Origin of the sequence: Cohnella cellulosilytica, from assembly GCF_042431195.1 — a bacterium.
GTDB classification, from domain to species: domain Bacteria; phylum Bacillota; class Bacilli; order Paenibacillales; family Paenibacillaceae; genus Cohnella; species Cohnella cellulosilytica.
In genome coordinates, this window is the sequence record NZ_JBHMDN010000016.1 from 183,963 (window position 1) to 200,923 (window position 16,961).

Consider the following 16,961-nt stretch of genomic DNA (forward strand, 5'->3'; position numbering starts at 1 on the left):
GGACAAGCTCCGCCATCGGCGGCCCCTCCGCGCGCACAAGGATGTCGCTGCCCGGGCCGTCGAATGCAGACGCGCGACTGCCGCGTCTCTCAACAAGCGTGCAAGTAAGTCGAGCCCAACAAAATAGGGAGAGTCGGCGGGAATGCAGCGTTAGCGACATTCCCGCTTGCTTTTGCGAACGCCGCCGCCGGATCTCCCCTCCCCGATTCCCTCTGTACGACAACCGCCCCGGCGCCGCTCTTTTCCACTGAATCTATTGAACATCCGACCATCTTTCCATAAGCTTGTCGTAGCGAAGAGAGACGACAGAACGTTTATAATAGAATAAAAACGCCGCGGCCTTTTCGTATAATGGCCTTTTCTTCGGGGAGGAAGCTTATGTACAAGCTGATCATCGTGGATGACGAGTTTTCGACGCGCAACGGCCTGAAAATCTGCATCCATTGGTTCGAGTACGGCATCGAAGTCGCCGGAGAGGCCGAGAACGGCAGCAAGGGGCTGGAGCTGGCCGACCGGGTCCGGCCGGACATTGTGCTGACCGACGTGAAGATGCCGGGCATGGACGGGATCGAGATGGTGAAACGGTTGAAGGAACGCCATCCCGATACGAAAATCGTATTCATCAGCGGGTACGACGATATCGAATATTTGAAATCCGCGATGAAGATGGATGCGGTGGACTACATTCTCAAGCCCGTCAATCTGCAGGAATTGACCGCGGTGATCGAGAAAATCATGGCGATGTCCAGGCGCGAGGAAAACCGCAAGGATATGCTGCAGCGGCTGTCCGCCAAGCTGAACGAGAGCATTCCGCTGCTGCGGGAGAAGTTCTTCGTCCAGCTGATCAAGGACGGCACCATGGACCGCGCCTCGACGGAGAAGCGCATCGATTTCCTCGACTTGCGGATGCCCTATCAGGCGCCTTACTGCGCCATCATCATCGGCATCGACAATCCGCGCACCGTGTTCGAGAAGATGCCCGAGCAGAATACGCAGCTGATATCCTTCGCCATTCAAAATATTTGCCGGGAGGTCGTGGAGGCGCGCGCTTCCGGCAGCGCGTTCGAGCATCAGCGGGGGGAATACGTGCTGATCGTGGAATTGCCGGAGAACGAAGGGGAGGAGATTATTTTCCCTCTCGTAAGCGAATTGATGGCCAGTCTGAACGATTTCCTGAATCGGATGATCGGCGGCATCAGCCTGACGATCGGCATCGGCGGCACGGTCGAGCATCTGGGACGATTGGCCGACAGCTATCAGATGGCGTCGGGCGCGATCGAACGCAAGCTGTTTCTCGGTAGAAACCAGGTCGTCACCTTCGACGCGATGGCGGCGCGCAAGGACGTCGATTACCGCGCCGTCAACGAGCGAATGAGCTCGCTGTCCTCCGTGCTCAAGTCGGGCGATGCCGGCCAGGTGTCGCAGCGGCTCGACGCGCTGTTTGAAGAATTGCGCGGAAGCTCGGGCATCGGCTATATCGATTGCCAGCGGATAGGCCTGCAGGTGCTGCTGGTCGCCTCGCAGTTTCTGTCCGAGTCCGGCATTCGCGCCGGCGATCTGGGCGAACGGGAGTCCGAAGCTTGGGCGCAGCTGATGAAGCTTGAGACGCTGGACGATATGAGCCATCATCTGAAGGTGTATTTAACGCAGGTATGCGAACGGATCGAGCATCGGGAGGACAGGAGAATACCGGAGGTCATTACGGAAATCATGCGCATCATCCGGGAGCGCTACTCCGAAAACTTGACGATTGCCGACATTGCCTCGCAGGTGTACCTGGCCAAGACGTACATTTGCCTGCTGTTCAAGCAGGAGACCGGGGAGACGATCAACGAATATATAACCAGGGTCAGAATGGAGCAGGCGAAGGAATTGCTGAACGGCACGGACCGCAAGCTGGCGGAAATCTGCACGGCGATCGGTTATGCCGAGCCGAGCTATTTCACCAAGCAGTTCCGCAAATATACGGGCATGAATCCGAGCGATTATCGGGACATTCACAGGAGGACGAACGGATGAACGGGAGCAGATGGCGCGGCGCCGGCTGGGCGACGCTGGGAGACAGCATTACTGCGGCAGGCGGGTACCAGCCGCTCGTGCAGCAGGCGCTCGGCTTCGCCCGGGCGGACAACTTCGGGCGCGGAGGCTGCCCGCTGACCGCAGGCAGCGACCGGGACGAGGGGGCGACGGTTCATATGGGTCGCCACCTTGAAGCGCCGTACGATTGCATTACAATATTCGCGGGCACGAACGATTACCGGCTGAGTATGCCGCTGGGGGAGCTGCGGCCGGCGGGCGGCGTTTTCGACGCTCGCACTTTTTTCGGCGCCTACCAGACGCTGGTCGAGCAGCTGCAGAGCCGGTATCCGCTTGCCCGGATCAATCTGTGGACGCCGCTGCAGCGGGACAAGGACGGATACGATTGCGAGAGGCGCAACGAGGTCGGCCGCCTGCTGGCCGATTATGCGGCCGCCGCGCTCCGGGTCGGACAGGCGTACGCTTTGCCGGTGCTGGATCTGTACACGGTCAGCGGCTTCAACAAGCTGACGCTGGATGCTTTCACGAGCGACCGGCTCCACCCCAACGAGGCGGGCTTCCGGCGCATCGCCGACACGGCCATTTCGTTCCTGGGCGCGATTTGACCGGCTGCCGCGGCGGGACAGGGACGGCTTTCACGGCGGGAGGTAAACGGAGCAATGGGAATTTGGCGTAAATTACAGCTGTTGTGGCTCACCTACCGGAGGATGCTGCTGCTCTATCTCCTGGTCGTGCTGCTGCCGGCCGGCGTCATGCTGTATTATTATTTCGAGAAATCGGCCGATATTTTGGAGCGCCAGGTGACGCAATCGATGCTGAAATCCGTCCAACAGGTGAAAATCAATCTGGATTATCGGCTGTCCAAGGTGGGCGATATTTCCGATGCGCTCATTCTCAACTCCGATCTGTACGACATTCTCGCCCTCGATCCGCTGGTCGGCACCCGGTTCGGCCAAGTGGAAGAGGAGAAGAAGCTGGGCAATATGATCCGCAGTCTCCAGGGCAGCGATATTCTGAAAATCAAGCTGTACGTCAACGCAGACAAAATGTACGCGGGCGAGCACGTCAACTTTTTCAGCCTCGATCTTGCGCGGCAGATGCCGTGGTACGACGCCGTGATCGGACGCAACGGCGCGGTGGAATGGATACCGACGCATATCGAGAATTATATCGGCTCGCCCGGCGAGGTCCGGGTGTTCTCGTCCGCGCGGATGATTCGGGACCCGAACGAATATGCGCGCGTGATCGGCATTCTGATGCTGGACATGCCGGAAGCCAATCTGGCCGCCATTCTGAACGACGCCGAGCTGGACGCCGCCAATCGGAACATGTACGTCGTCGACCGGGACGGCGTTATCGTCTCCCACGGGCAGCCGGACAAGATCGGCGGCAAGCTCCCCGTGCCGGAATCCGTGGGCCTGTCCGGCAAGGGACCGTCCGGCATCGAGAAGTTTACGATGAACGGGCAGTCCTATTTCATGATTCACGCCGCACTGGGCGCAGGCGGGTGGAGCGTGGTGTCCCTGCTGCCGGCCCGTCAGATCAACCATATGAACAACGATTTCAATTTCGGATTTTCGCTTATTTTGACGTTGTCGCTGGCGCTGCTGTTTATTCTTGGCGCTTTTCTCGTGTTCGTGCACGTCACCCGCGGTACGATCGGCCGCGTCCGCCATATTACCGAGCAATTGCGGGAGCGCGGCGCCGCCATGATCGAAGAAGGGATTCCCCATCACAGCGGCGTCGTCATTCAGCTGGAGAAGAGCGTGGCGCACATGCTGTCGACGTTCCAGCATTTGATCGAAGACAATTACCGCGTCAAGGAGCAGGAGAAGGAAGCGAGATTTCGGGCTTTGCAGGCGCAGATCAACCCGCATTTTCTGTACAACGCGCTCGATACGATCAATTGGATGGCGCTGACCAAGGGCGCGCACGACATCAGCCGGATGCTGAACATGCTGGCGCAGTACTTTCGGCTGACCTTGAACAAGGGCAAGGACATCGTGTCGCTGGAGGACGAGATGAATCTGGCGCGGGCTTATCTGGAAATTCAGAAGCAGCGGTTCCACAGCTTCGATTACGCCGTGGAGTGTCCGGAGGCGCTGGCCGCCCGGCTTATTCCCAAGCTGTCGATTCAGCCGCTGATCGAGAATGCGATTCTGCACGGCATTCAGGGCGCCGAAGGGCATTACGGCAGCATTCGGGTGGAGGCGGAGCCTATCGTCGACGGCGGCGGGTTCGTGATCCGGGTGTCCGACGACGGGAACGGCATGAACGAGGAACAGGTGGCGCGGCTGTACGCCGGCCTGGACGCCCCGCCGTCGCCCTCGCCGTCCGGCTACGGTCTGCACAACGTATGGGAGCGCGTGCGTCTGTTCACCGGGGGCAAGGGCAGGCTGCTCGTTCGTTCGGCTCCGGGAGAGGGGACGACCGTCAGCCTGTTCGTGCCGGAGGGCGCGGAGTCCGGCGGCTCATAGCATAACCGACGAATGACGCGACAAGACGAGACGAGGCTGTCCCGCAAGGCCGCAAGCAGGCCGGGCCGGGGCAGTCTTTTTTTTGCTGGCGCGACCTGAAGAATGAACCAGTACCGTTGAACGATGTGCCTCACGACCGAACGCCTCCGGCCGCTATGATAAGACCAGGATCAAGCGGCGACGCTGGAGGGGAGGGATAACATGAGGGGCCGTATTCACTGGATTTCTCAAGTCAGACGCAATTACGATTTATACCTGTTGCTCGTTCCGGGACTCGTATTTTTGGCGATTTTCAAATATACCCCGATATACGGCCTTGTGATCGCGTTTCAGGAGTTCAATATTTTCAAGGGCATTAACGGCAGCGAGTGGGTCGGGCTCAAGCAGTTCGAGCGGTTGTTCTCCTCCGACGATTTCGGCCGGGTGATGACGAACACGCTGCTCATCAGCCTGTACAAGATCGTCATTCTGTTTCCGATTCCGATCGCCATCGCGATTTTCCTGAACGAGGTCGGGAAAATGTGGTTCAAGCGCACGGTCCAGACGATCATCTACTTGCCCCATTTTCTGTCGTGGGTCATTATCGCCGGATTGTTCGTCAACATCATGTCGCCTTCCAACGGCATCGTGAACAACATGATCGAATTTTTCGGCGGCGAACCGATCAACTTCTTCATGGACAACGACTATTTCCGCAGCGTGATCGTGGCGACGGCCGGCTGGAAGGAAGCGGGCTGGAACGCCATCATCTTCATCGCCGCGATCGCCGGGCTCGATCCCGAGCTGTACGAGGCCTCGAAGCTGGACGGGGCCAGCCGGATTCAGCAGATTTTCACCATTACGCTGCCCGGGATCGCCTCGACCATCGTGCTGATGTTCATTTTGCGGATCGGTCATGTGCTGGAGGCGGGAACGGAACAGATTCTGCTGCTGTACAACCCGACCGTCTACGAGACGGGCGACGTCATCGGCACCTACATTTACCGGATGGGGCTGACCTCGATGGAATACAGCTTCTCCACCGCCGTCGGGCTGTTCGAATCGGTCATCGGGTTTTTCCTGGTCATCGGAGGCAACTGGATGGCCAAGCGGGTGACGGGCAAGAGCATATGGTAACGAAGGAGGCGGACGAAGTTGGAACATTCGATCAAACGGCCGTGGTCTGAGAGGATTTACATCGGAGCGGTGTACGTCATTCTGATCGGCTCGGGCATTCTCTGCCTGTTTCCCTTTTTGAACGTGCTTGCCAAATCGTTCAGCGCCAACTGGGCGATCATATCCGGCAAAGTGGGGCTGCTGCCGGTGGCCTTCACGATGGAGAACGTCATGTTCGTCCTGCGCGACCGGCTGTTTCAGAACGCGTTCCTGATCTCGGTTTTCGTCACGGTCGTCGGCTCGCTCGGCGCGGTCCTGTTTACCGCCGTCTCCGCGTACCCGCTGTCCAAGAAGCATCTGCCGGGCATCAAGTCCGTCTTGCTGCTCTACATCTTCACGATGCTGTTCAACGGCGGGCTGGTGCCGACCTATCTGCTGGTCAAAAACCTTCATCTGATGGACAATCTGGGTTCGCTGATTTTGCCGGCCCTGATCAATGTGTTCAACCTGCTGCTGATGAAAAATTATTACGAGAGCCTGCCGGAAAGCCTGGAGGAATCGGCCAAGCTCGACGGGGCGAGCAATCTGAGAATCGTGCTCTCCATCGTCATTCCGATCTCGGCGCCGGTGTTCGCGACGATCAGCCTGTTCTACGCGGTCTACTTCTGGAGCGACTGGTTCCATCCGATGCTGTATTTGAACGAGCCTTCGCTGAAGCCGCTGCAGCTGTATTTGCGGGACATTATTTTGCAGGCCTCGGACGAGAACTTGCTCAACCAGGACATCGACGCGCTGCTCAATTTGTCGCCGGAGGGCATTCGCAATGCGACGATCATCGTCTCGACGGTTCCGATTCTGCTCGTCTACCCGATGCTGCAGAAGTATTTTATCAAGGGAATCCTGATCGGTTCCGTTAAAGGTTGACCGGGCCGGGACGGCTCCGGCGGACGGAATAATCCCTCTCGCTTGGCAGGCTTGTATCTATTTGCGGCAAAGCGCAGCGGGTTTATTTATAATAAAGTTTATTGGAGGGGTTCGACATGTCGAGGAAAAAAGGGCTCGCCGCACTGCTCGTACTGCTGCTGTCGTTCGCGACGATTCTGGCCGCATGCGGGGGCAAGAACAATGACGCCGGCGGCAATTCCGAGGCCAGCCCGGCTTCGCCGAGCGCAAGCGGCAAGGCGCCCGAAAGCTCTGCGGCCGCGCCGGAAGAGAAGCCGGTTCTGAAAGCGCTGCGCAACTACATGCAGGACGATTACAACACCTACCCGGTGAATCAGTACATCGAGGAGAAGACGGGCTATAAAATTCAGAACGACATGCTGCCGCAGGAGAAGCCCAGCGACAAGCTGAACCTGATTATGGCTTCCGGCACGGATTACGACTTCATCGACGCGATGAACACGCAGGACTTCTTCAACTTCGCGCAGAACGGGGCGCTGACCGATCTTACGCCGCTGATCGAGCAGTACGGTCCGAATATCAAGCAAGCGCTTTCTCCGGAATCGCTGGAGGGCGCGACGGTGGACGGCAAAATTTACGGCATTCCTACCCTTAACGTCAGCTACGTGAGAGACGGCCTGCTGATCCGCACCGATTGGCTGGACAAAGTCGGAAAGGCGATGCCGACGACGCTGGACGAGTTCGTCGATGTGTTGAAGGCGTTTAAGGACCAGGACCCGGGCGGCAACGGGAAAAACAACATTCCGTTCACAATCGACAGCATCGGGCTGGTGGACAACATCATGGGCGCGTTCGGCATTTACGGCCAGTGGAACGACCTGGACGGCAAGGCGGTTAACGTATCGAGCCATCCGGCGTTAAAGGATTATGCGTCGTTCATGCGCTCCTTGTACGAGCAGGGACTGCTGGACAGGGAATTCGCCACGAACAAATCGGCGACCTCCGCCGAGAAGTTCACCAGCGGCCGCGCCGGCGTCATGTGGGCGCGCTGGTCGTCGATTCCCGGATACGACGAAGCGCTCAAGAAGAACGTCTCCGACGCGGCTTACCAGTTCATTCCGCCGATGAAAGGTCCGGACGGACAGAGCGGGTTTACGCTGATCGGAGGATTCAACAAAATCACGTTCGTGCCCAAGTCGGCGAAGCATCCCGAGGACGTGGTGAAGCTGGTCAACGCGATGCTGGACCCGGAGACGTTCAAAGGCATATTCGTCGGCGAGGAAGGCGTCACCTACACGCTCGAGAACGGCAACTATATGCCGATCGAACCGGCGTTCTTCGATCAGCGGGGCTCCGCGAACGGCTTCGTGATCGGCATGGACGAGGCCAACTTCGTGACGTATTGGCAGGCGCGCCTGCAGAAGAACAAAGCGATGTTCGACAATTTCCAGCTGGTCAACAATATTCCCAAGGAGCAAATCCACCAGGACGTGCTGGCGTTCGCGCCTTACCTGCCGAAATATTCGGCGAACGGCGCCAAGCTGGACAGCGCCGTGAACGACTACCTGATCAAGATGATCGTGGACGGCGTATCGGACGACTCGATCGCCAGCCTGCAGAAAGCCTGGAACAACGCGGGCGGAGAAGAAGTCGCCCAGGAAGTAAGCGCTTGGTACGCGGGTAAATAAAGTTCGGTTACAGCGGAGAGGAAGTGGCAAGGATGGCGAATTCCGGAGCAGGCGGCGCAGCGGGCGCTCCGCTGCGGTCGGCGCCGGTTGTGCATCGGTATGCGGGCAATCCCGTGCTGTCGCCCGCCCAGGTGCCATACGGTCCCGCGATGGTGTTCAACGCGGGCGTAACGAAGTACGAGGGCAAATACGCGATGGTGTTCCGCAACGACTACGGCGACGAACGGGCCGAGCGGGTGCACGACAGCCGGACGACGAATCTCGGTCTGGCCTTCAGCGACGACGGCGTCAACTGGGAGGTGCGGCCTTCGCCGATCTGGCAGTGGTGCGACGAAGAGGTGGATCGCGTGTACGATCCGCGCTTGACGGTCATTGAAGGCAAGGTGTATCTGTGCTTCGCAATGGATACGAAGCACGGACTGCGGGGCGGCATCGCGACGACGGAAGATTTCGCGAGCTTCAACGTGATCAGTCTGAGCGTGCCGGACAATCGCAATATGGTGCTGTTCCCGGAACGAATCGGCGGTCGCTATATGCGGCTGGAGCGGCCGATGCCGGTGTACAGCCGGGGCGGTCGCGACCGGTTCGATCTGTGGCTGTCCGAATCGCCGGACCTGGTCTACTGGGGGCGGTCGTCCCTGGTGCTGGGCGTCGAGCAGGTGGCGTACGCCAACGACAAGGTCGGTCCCGGCGCGCCTCCGGTCCGCACGAAGCAGGGCTGGCTGACGACGTTCCATGCCGTCGATATCGACCCGGCGCGCGGCAAGAACGGCTGGGAGCCGAAGTGGACCAAGCGCTACAGCGCCGGCATCATGCTGCTTGATCCGGACGATCCGCGCAAGGTGATCGGCCGTTCCCGCGCGCCGCTGCTGGCGCCGGAGGCGCCCTACGAGGTCGCGGGCGGATTTCGCAACGACGTGATCTTCCCCGGGGGCATGATTCTCGAAGACAGCGGAGAAGTGAAAATCTATTACGGAGCCGCGGACACGGTAGAGTGTCTGGCGACCGCGCATGTGGACGATCTGGTCGCCCTGTGCCTGAAGGACGGTCCGGGCGGTCCCGCGGCGGGTGGAGGATTAACGAATGATCTATGATCTGGTGATCTACGGAGGCACGTCGGCAGGATTGGCCGCCGCCGTGCAGGCCGGCAGGCTGGGACTGCGCGCGGTCGTGCTGGAGCCGTCCGCGCGCTTGGGCGGACTGAGCTCGGGCGGGCTCGGCGACACCGATTTCGGGGACAAAGGCGCGATCGGCGGATTGTCGCTGGACTTCTACCGGCGGCTCGGCCGCAGGTACGGCACGGATAACGCGGCGGCATGGCTGTTCGAGCCCAAGGCCGCGCTGGCCGTGTTCCGGGAATGGGTCGAGGAATACGGGCTCGACGTGCGCTTCGGCGAACGGCTCGACCCGATCGACCCGCTCGTCAAGCAAGGGCCCCGCATTGCGGCGATCCGGATGGAATCGGGCCGCAGCTTCAGCGGGCGGATGTATATGGATGCCGGGTACGAAGGAGATCTGATGAAAGCCGCGGGCGTGTCCTACGCGACGGGCCGCGAGTCCAACAGCGTATACGGGGAAACGTACAACGGCATTCAGACCGCCAACGCGGTGAAAAACCAACTGCCGCACGGCGTCGATCCCTATGTGGTGAAGGGCGATCCGTCCAGCGGCCTGCTCCCCGGCGTCAATCCGGACGCCGGCGGTCCCGACGGACAGGGCGACGCCAGAATTCAAGCCTACTGTTACCGGATGTGCCTGACGGACGACCCGGCCAACCGGGTGTTCGTAGAGCGGCCGGACGGCTACGACGAGCGGGATTACGAGCTGCTGTTCCGGGCGATCGAGCAGGGCGAGCGAATCTTCTTCAAGCTGAACAAGGTGCCGAACCGCAAGACGGATTCGAACAATGACAAAGGCTTCTCCACCGACTATATCGGCTGCAACTACGATTATCCGGAAGCTTCGTACGCCGAACGGGACTTGATCGCGGCCGCGCACGAGCGCCACCAGCGCGGCTTGATCTGGACGCTGCAGCACCATCTGCGGGTGCCGGAAAGCTTGCGTGCATTCTATGCGCCGTGGGGGCTGCCGCTGGACGAATTCGAGGAGACCGGGCATTGGTCGCCGCAGCTTTATATTCGGGAAGCCAGAAGAATGGTCGGCGACTTCGTCATGAACGAGCATCATATTTTCCTGCGTTCGCCCGTTGCGGACGCGATCGGACAAGGCTCCTACACGATGGATTCGCACAATGTGCAAAGACATGTGAGCGCGGAAGGGTTCGCGGTCAACGAAGGCGACGTGCAGATCAAGCTGCAGGGCCCGTACCCGATCAGCTATCGCGCCATCGTGCCCAAGGAAGAGGAGTGCGTCAACCTGCTCGTGCCCGTCTGCTTGTCGGCCTCGCATATCGCCTACGGCTCGATCCGCATGGAGCCGGTGTTCATGGTGCTGGGGCAGTCCGCGGCGACGGCCGCGGCGCTCGCGCTGGAAGCGGACATCCCCGTGCAGGCGGTGGATTACGCCGCGCTGCGGGCGCAGATGCTGTGCGACGGGCAAGCGCTGGCCTGAGCCTGGCCGGGGCTGCGAAGCGATCGTCAAGACATACGCGTAAATAGGAGCTCCCGAATTTGTCCTCGCGACAGTTCGGGGGCTTCTTCGTTTTGGATTTGCACAGCGCCGCGGCCCATTTGTACGCGCGTTAGGTAATCGTACAATCCCGATTAAGGAGGCGGGATATATTATATACGGACAGAAGGAGGGGGGAGGAAATATGTTAACCGGCTCTAAGCATCGCTGTCGAAAGCGTAAGCCAAGATTAAGATGCGGCTGCAAGAAAAGGATTTGTTGTTGCCCTTCTCATAAAAAAGGAACAAGAGGACAGATGAAACGCCCTGTCCGCATCAAGCGTCATCGGCACCCGGGTCCGGCCGGACACCCCGGCGCTGTCGGCCCCGAAGGAGCGAGGGGGTTAACCGGCCTCACCGGCTCTGTCGGTCCCGTCGGCCCGATCGGTCCGGAGGGCCCCGTCGGCCCAGCCGGGTCCATCGGTCCTGCGGGTCCCGTCGGCCCTGCGGGTCCCATCGGCCCTGCGGGTCCTGTCGGTCCTGTCGGTCCGGAAGGTCCCGTCGGCCCGGTCGGTCTGACCGGCCCCGCCGGTCCAACCGGTCCTGCCGGACCGGCAGGCGAAGTCGTCCTGGCTTACGGATCGTTAAGAGGAGCCAGCGTAGAGCTGCCCGGAGCGACTTTCACCCCCGTGCCGTTTAGCGTGGTCGGACCTTTATCGGATACCGTTACAGTGAGTCCCACGGGCAACGAGCTGGTCGTGGGAGAGAGCGGAATCTATCAAATCACGATCTCCATTAACGCGGAAGCCACGGTTGAAGCCGATCCGACGCTGCCTTATTTAACCGCAATTATTACGGTCAACGGCGTGCCGATTTTCGGAGATACCACCACTTTCTTTAATATCGCGAACAGAAGCAGCTCGACGTTTGTGGCTCAGGCCGCCTTGGCGGCGGGAGACGAAGTGGGAGCGAGCATCAGTACGGCTTTTCCGGTTTTGGGCTATATGAATCGTATTTTGACCATCGTTCAGTTAAGCGCGTAATCGCGTCGCGGAGGGGCTGTCCCCCAGGTATAAGAGACGTACGGATTCGATGGATGCTCTTCTCTTTTCATCCGTCATCTTGGACGTTTCCTCTTACGGGTCGGCCCCTATTATTGGCATACGATGAGGAGGGGGATCGTCCCCTTACGCGTTAGGGGATGCCGGAGCAATCCGCATCAAGTCGGGTTCGGCAGCATTCTCATGCCGGCGTGATTCAGATGGATATGTACATCAACCCGATCGAGCGAGTCTTCATTCAGGACCGGCCGCTCTTCGCTTTTGAAGCGGGACCAGCGTTTGGGGTGGCGCTTGAACAGCAGGTGGTTCAGGTTATACACATCGATCTGCCGCCGGATACCGGCGCGGTAGGTGTCGACAATCTCGCTTCTCACCTTCTCCGCCGCCCAATTCACGATTTCGTCCCGCGAAATATCGTTTAACGTTTCGGTTACGTTCCCGTTCATGGTAACGCGAAGGCGGTATTTCGGCAATCCGTCGGCGAAGGCGACGGACCACTTGATTTGCGGATTCTCCAGGGACAGGACGGCGGCGGCTTCGCCGTTCTTCTCGACGACGAGAGGCGAGCGGTAAGTGTTCTTGTCCGTCCAGCGGAGGCCCGTCAGCTGCTTGTTGCCGAGCGGTCCGCTGTATTTTCCTTCCGATACGGTAAAAGCTCCGTCGATGAATTGCTTGGGGTCGGTTTTTCCGTTTTTTCTCCAGGTATGCGATTCGATCGCCAAGGCAGGGAGCAGAACCGTGCTGGCCGGCTCCGTAACCTCCGACATGAACGACATGTAGCGGACCGGGTCGATGAACGACTTCTGCTCATGCACCTCCAGCGGCTCGTGAGAGATCGTATTCAACGCCGATACGTTAAAGAAAGGGTGGGCGATCAGCAGCTTCTCGATGGACCCCTTCGCTCCGTAGATCCACGACGTATGCCGGAATTCCTCGAAGCGGCCGATCAGATCGTCCCGGAGCAGCGCCTGGGCGCGCAGCGCGTTTTCGCTGACGATAATCGTCGTGACATGGCTCCACATCGTCCTTTGCTGCGTCGTATCATACAGCTTGTTGATGGCAAGGTCCAGCGTCGGGCCTTTCGCTTTGCCGACCCAGATCTGCGCGGTCTTGTCGGACTTTCCCGTCTCCATCTTGGCCACCGACGTGAAATCGAGCATCTGGGCGTATACGACGTACTGCCGCTCCTCGACGTCGATGCCGATGGCCGCAACGTAATTAATGTTCTCGATCTCTTTAATATCCCAGCAGCCGCCGAGCAGGAGCAGAAGGGGCAGGACGAGCAGCGGTCTCGGAAGAGGAATGCCCATGTCATTCGTCGCCTCCTTCCCGACGGATGTCGTCGATCGTATGAAGGAATCCCGGTCTGTGCTTGACGGCGGACCACGGCTTGGCCAACAATCCGGGAACCAGCTCCTTCCAGCTAAGCGGCGACAGCGGCGCCAGATAGGGAATGCCGAAGGACTCCAGAACGGACATGTAAGCCAGAAGGCACAAGACGCTGACGAAGAAGCCGAACATCCCCAGGAAGGCGGACATAAACAGAATGCCCAGGCGGACGATGCTGACCGTGCCGCTTAACGACTGGTTGACGAGCGTGAAGGTCGCTACGGCGGTGGTCGCGGATGCGACCAGCGTCGTCGGGGAGGTCAGTCCCGCCCGAATGGCCGCGTCTCCGATGATCAGTCCTCCCAGCACGGCGATCGTCTGCCCGACCGCCTTCGGCAGGCGAATTCCCGCCTCCCTGAACAATTCGAACATGCTCAGCATAAGCAGCATCTCCAACGGGGTCGAGAACGGAAGTCCGGCCCGGGACGTGGTAATGGTAGCCAGCAGCGGCAGGGGCAGCTGATCCACGTGATAGGACGTCAGCGCGATCCACAGACCGGGCAGCAGCGTGGCGATCAGCAGTCCCGCCAATCTGAGAATTCGTTCGAAGGCGACGAAATGGTACGGCAAATAAGCGTCCTCCGGCGTTTTCAGCAGCTCCGTCAAGTTGCAGGGGGCGATCAGCGCCATCGGAGAGCCGTCCACCAGCACGATAAAGCGTCCCCTTAGCAGGCATTGAACGGCAAAGTCCGGCCTGCCGATATAGTCGATAAGCGGAAAGAAGGCAGCGGAGGAATCGGACATGCCCTCTTCCAGCTGCCCGCTGGACGTCAAGGAGTCGACATGGATTTTGCCCAGGCGCCGTCTGGCCTCCCGGATCAGGTCGGGATGGATAATATCGGCCATGTACAGCAGCGATACCTCGGTGCGGCTTCGCGTTCCGATGCACATCCGCTCATGGTGCAGGGTGTTTGTCCGCAGCCGTTTGCGAATCAGGGCGACATTCGTGGCGATGTCCTCCGTGAAGCCGTCGCGGGCGCCTTTTACGGATATTTCCGTATTGGATTCCTCGGGCTGTCTCTGCGGAACCTCGGAAATATTGAAGGCGTACAGCCGTCCGGAGTCCGAAAAATAAAGCAGCAAATAACCGTTGAACAGATGCTTCTCCGCGTCCTCGTTCGTGCGCAGCGGGTACCATTCCATCGTCTCTTCCAGGCTCTCCGCCAGCTCGTCCGCAGATTCGCTTTTCTCCATGAGAATTTTCAAGCTCGGCAGCACGTGCTGGTTCAGCTGTCTGGAATCGATCATTCCCGAGCAATAGATCAGCAGATGCCCGTCCGCTTGGCTAAGCGCGACAATGTCCGCCGACGACAGGATCATGGATCTCAGCCGGTCTCCGTCAATCTTCGTCTCCGCAGCCGGCTCCCGGCTCCCGGAAGCCGGGGTTCGACCTTTGCCGCCGGAAAGCAGTCTCGTCAAATATTTGCCGAAAATGTTAATCACCTCGCGCCGCGGGTTTGAAGACGGTGGTTAAGGCAATGGACAGAGTGAGCAGCGCCAAAAAGGAAATGGGGATCAGGAAGTATTCGCCCAGAACGTAGCTCTCGACGATTCTGTCGACCCGGTTGTCCAGAAGGAGTACGGCCAGGGCCGCTCCCATCAGGAGAAGAAGCGTCAAGCGGCGCCGCCGCCGCTTAAACGGCATCATGTCGGAGATAATGAACAGAAACAGGGCGATCCGGATAACGGCTCCGGCGAGCCATTGATACAGGGCGAGAAAGTCCAGATGGTTGATGTATTTGGAGAGGGTCACCAGCTTCCACTGATCGAACGCCGCATAACGGGAATGGCTTGCGACCTCCGGACCGAAATTGGCGATGGCTCCGATCAGAGGTCCGAGAGCCAAGCCGCCGAGCAGAGCGGCCAGTCCGGCCAGAGAGAGATAGCTGGGCTGCTGCGAGAAATGGTGCTGAATGAAGATCAGGACGACCATCTCCATCAGGCCTCCTCCCGCGATCACCATGCTTTTCAGCATCGGCATCACGCCGTCGACGAACAGGGGCGTAAGCAGGGAGTAATTTTTGTATCCCAGGTTGGCAAGCCCCACGAAATGGCCGAGCAGCCAGACGAACGGAAGCAGAATGCCGGACATGACGGCAATCGAGCGCAGTCCGTTCGAGGCGATATAGACGCAGAGGAGGATCAGCACGAGCAGCACGACGACCTTCGGCGTTTGCGGCAAATAGGTCGCTTTGATCCAGGTCGTCGTTTCCCGCAGCGTAATGACGGCCATCGCGAAGCAGAAAATAAAGGCGGCGGCAAGAAGCAGTCCGCTTCCCGCCCCGCCCAGCCGCTCCTTGAACCATATTCGCAACGGTTGGCGGCGCGTTCGCTTTATGATCGCGAAATAGACGTATACCCAGATCATATGCAAAATGGTGGCCAGCAGGACGCCCAGCCAGGCGTCCCGTTTGGCGGTCAGCAGCAGCAGCGGCATCAAGACGACGTGGTTGGTGAATCCCGATGCGAGCAGGAAGATGAAGTAGATGTCCACCAGCGATATTTTTTTCGTAGAGGCCATGTCGCGATTCTCCGGGTCGTTATGGAATTTTTTGCCGTTATGTATTATCCCTATTGCTTCAATAATTATGCAAATCTCGCGGACGCTAAGGTATAATGGACAGAAGCCGTTAAGGCGTCGATGACGCCATCTATCGAAGGGTTAACCGAAAAGGAGACTGCCATGATCCCGATTATCAAGTCCGATGCGGAGGATCGACTGCGGAAGTTCGTTGGAGCCGATGCCTACATCCATAGCGAAGCGACGTCGTATGTTTTCGCGCGGAATTTCAAGGTCAGAATTACCGAGGCTTTCGTCGCCGGAGAAGGGCCGTATCGGGCCGCGCTCCGCTTCGACGGACACGGCTGGCTGCGGATGGAAGCGCTCACTCATTACGAGACGGAGGAGCAAGGCCGGCTGCTGCTGGCCGGATACGACGACAGAGGGCGGATGAATGTCGCGCTTCACCTCGGAAAGGAGCCGTTCCCGGAATGAAAAATCCGAAGACGCAGCGCAAGCTGCTTGCGGTGTTCGCGCACCCGGACGACGAGACTTTCATATGCGGAGGGACGCTGGCGAAATATGGCGCCGAAGGCGTCGAGATTACGCTGGTCAGCGCCACGCGCGGCGAGATGGGACGCCGGATGGGCAATCCGCCTTATCTGAACCGGGAATCGATGGCGGCCGCCCGCGAAGCGGAGCTGCGGGAAGCGTGCGCGCATCTGGGCGTGCGCTCGCTGCATTTTCTGGACATTCGCGACAAGACGGTCGAATTTATCGACGAGGCCGCGCTGACGGAGCGGGTGGCGGAGTTCATCCGGGAATTGGAGCCGGACGCCGTGCTGACCTTCCACGAGAAGCTGGGCGGGCATCCCGACCACTGCGCGATCGGGAAGGCGACGACGGCCGCTTTTCGCCGCGCCGCGGCTCGGGGCGCGCTTTATTTCATCAGCTTCGGGGAAACGATGGCGCAGCCCGAGCGCTACGGCTATTCCCGCGAGGACGTGGTCCGGGTCGACGTGAGCGGGCATCTTCAGGCGAAGCTCGCCGCCTTCCGCGCCCATCGCTGCCAGACCGAGATCGACGAGTGGGTATGGCGGTCCGACCGCGAGGCGCTGTCCAGATTCGGCAAGCATGAATATTTTATGCGCGGGGCGGGAAAGTCGCGCAGCGGGGATTCTCGCGATTTGTTTTAGAAGTCGGCTTGCCATTTGAGCGCAAATCGTCTATCATGGATATCGTAG

14 protein-coding genes are annotated in these 16,961 nt (G+C 59.5%); 11 read left to right on the forward strand and 3 right to left on the reverse strand.

Annotation, left to right across the window (positions count from 1 at the left end; genetic code table 11):
* The first annotated feature begins 378 nt into the window (after nt 1–378).
* The 9 genes from ACFFT4_RS12815 to ACFFT4_RS12855 all read left to right on the forward strand — a co-directional run bounded on the left by ACFFT4_RS12815 (nt 379) and on the right by ACFFT4_RS12855 (nt 11,810).
* Nucleotides 379–2,019 carry a response regulator gene (locus ACFFT4_RS12815; protein ID WP_378048171.1) on the forward strand — a complete coding sequence of 547 codons (1,641 nt, stop codon included), beginning with the start codon at nt 379–381 and terminating at the stop codon, nt 2,017–2,019.
* Nucleotides 2,016–2,642, forward strand: a complete 627-nt coding sequence (locus ACFFT4_RS12820; protein ID WP_378048172.1) for an SGNH/GDSL hydrolase family protein — start codon at nt 2,016–2,018, stop codon at nt 2,640–2,642. The genes ACFFT4_RS12815 and ACFFT4_RS12820 overlap by 4 nt, the downstream gene beginning before the upstream one ends.
* Nucleotides 2,643–2,696: 54 nt before the next feature.
* Nucleotides 2,697–4,514 carry a cache domain-containing sensor histidine kinase gene (locus ACFFT4_RS12825; protein ID WP_378048173.1) on the forward strand — a complete coding sequence of 606 codons (1,818 nt, stop codon included), beginning with the start codon at nt 2,697–2,699 and terminating at the stop codon, nt 4,512–4,514.
* A 201-nt stretch (nt 4,515–4,715) separates the two neighbouring features.
* Nucleotides 4,716–5,630: an ABC transporter permease gene (locus tag ACFFT4_RS12830; protein ID WP_378048174.1), complete on the forward strand. Its 915-nt coding sequence runs from the start codon at nt 4,716–4,718 to the stop codon at nt 5,628–5,630.
* Between the two features lie 18 nt (nt 5,631–5,648).
* Nucleotides 5,649–6,533: a carbohydrate ABC transporter permease gene (locus ACFFT4_RS12835; RefSeq protein WP_378048176.1), complete on the forward strand. Its 885-nt coding sequence runs from the start codon at nt 5,649–5,651 to the stop codon at nt 6,531–6,533.
* Nucleotides 6,534–6,649: 116 nt separating this feature from the next.
* Nucleotides 6,650–8,200, forward strand: a complete 1,551-nt coding sequence (locus ACFFT4_RS12840; protein WP_378048177.1) for an extracellular solute-binding protein — start codon at nt 6,650–6,652, stop codon at nt 8,198–8,200.
* A 32-nt stretch (nt 8,201–8,232) separates the two neighbouring features.
* Nucleotides 8,233–9,294, forward strand: a complete 1,062-nt coding sequence (locus ACFFT4_RS12845; RefSeq protein WP_378048179.1) for a glycoside hydrolase family 130 protein — start codon at nt 8,233–8,235, stop codon at nt 9,292–9,294.
* A complete protein-coding gene (locus ACFFT4_RS12850; protein ID WP_378048181.1) occupies nt 9,284–10,771 on the forward strand; it encodes an FAD-dependent oxidoreductase in 1,488 nt (495 codons plus the stop codon). Before ACFFT4_RS12845 ends, ACFFT4_RS12850 begins: the two co-directional genes overlap by 11 nt.
* Nucleotides 10,772–11,084: 313 nt before the next feature.
* A complete protein-coding gene (locus ACFFT4_RS12855) occupies nt 11,085–11,810 on the forward strand; it encodes a hypothetical protein (protein WP_378048183.1) in 726 nt (241 codons plus the stop codon).
* A 176-nt stretch (nt 11,811–11,986) separates the two neighbouring features.
* Here the strand turns inward: ACFFT4_RS12855 and ACFFT4_RS12860 are convergent, their stop codons facing one another.
* From ACFFT4_RS12860 to ACFFT4_RS12870, 3 genes are read right to left on the reverse strand one after another with little or no spacing between them, the layout of a single operon-like run.
* Complete coding sequence (locus ACFFT4_RS12860) at nt 11,987–13,138, reverse strand: Ger(x)C family spore germination protein (RefSeq protein ID WP_378048185.1); 1,152 nt, start codon at nt 13,136–13,138, stop codon at nt 11,987–11,989.
* A 1-nt stretch (nt 13,139) separates the two neighbouring features.
* Entirely contained in the window at nt 13,140–14,660 is a 1,521-nt protein-coding gene (locus tag ACFFT4_RS12865; protein ID WP_378048186.1) for a spore germination protein, read from the reverse strand.
* Nucleotides 14,653–15,738 carry an endospore germination permease gene (locus ACFFT4_RS12870; protein WP_378048187.1) on the reverse strand — a complete coding sequence of 362 codons (1,086 nt, stop codon included), beginning with the start codon at nt 15,736–15,738 and terminating at the stop codon, nt 14,653–14,655. The genes ACFFT4_RS12865 and ACFFT4_RS12870 overlap by 8 nt, the downstream gene beginning before the upstream one ends.
* Nucleotides 15,739–15,900: 162 nt before the next feature.
* Here ACFFT4_RS12870 and ACFFT4_RS12875 point away from each other — a divergent pair, with 162 nt between their 5' ends.
* Both ACFFT4_RS12875 and ACFFT4_RS12880 read left to right on the forward strand, forming a co-directional pair.
* A complete protein-coding gene (locus ACFFT4_RS12875; protein WP_378048189.1) occupies nt 15,901–16,212 on the forward strand; it encodes a DUF1806 family protein in 312 nt (103 codons plus the stop codon).
* Nucleotides 16,209–16,913, forward strand: coding sequence for a PIG-L family deacetylase (locus tag ACFFT4_RS12880; RefSeq protein WP_378048190.1), 705 nt, complete (start codon nt 16,209–16,211; stop codon nt 16,911–16,913). Before ACFFT4_RS12875 ends, ACFFT4_RS12880 begins: the two co-directional genes overlap by 4 nt.
* Nucleotides 16,914–16,961: the final 48 nt, after the last annotated feature.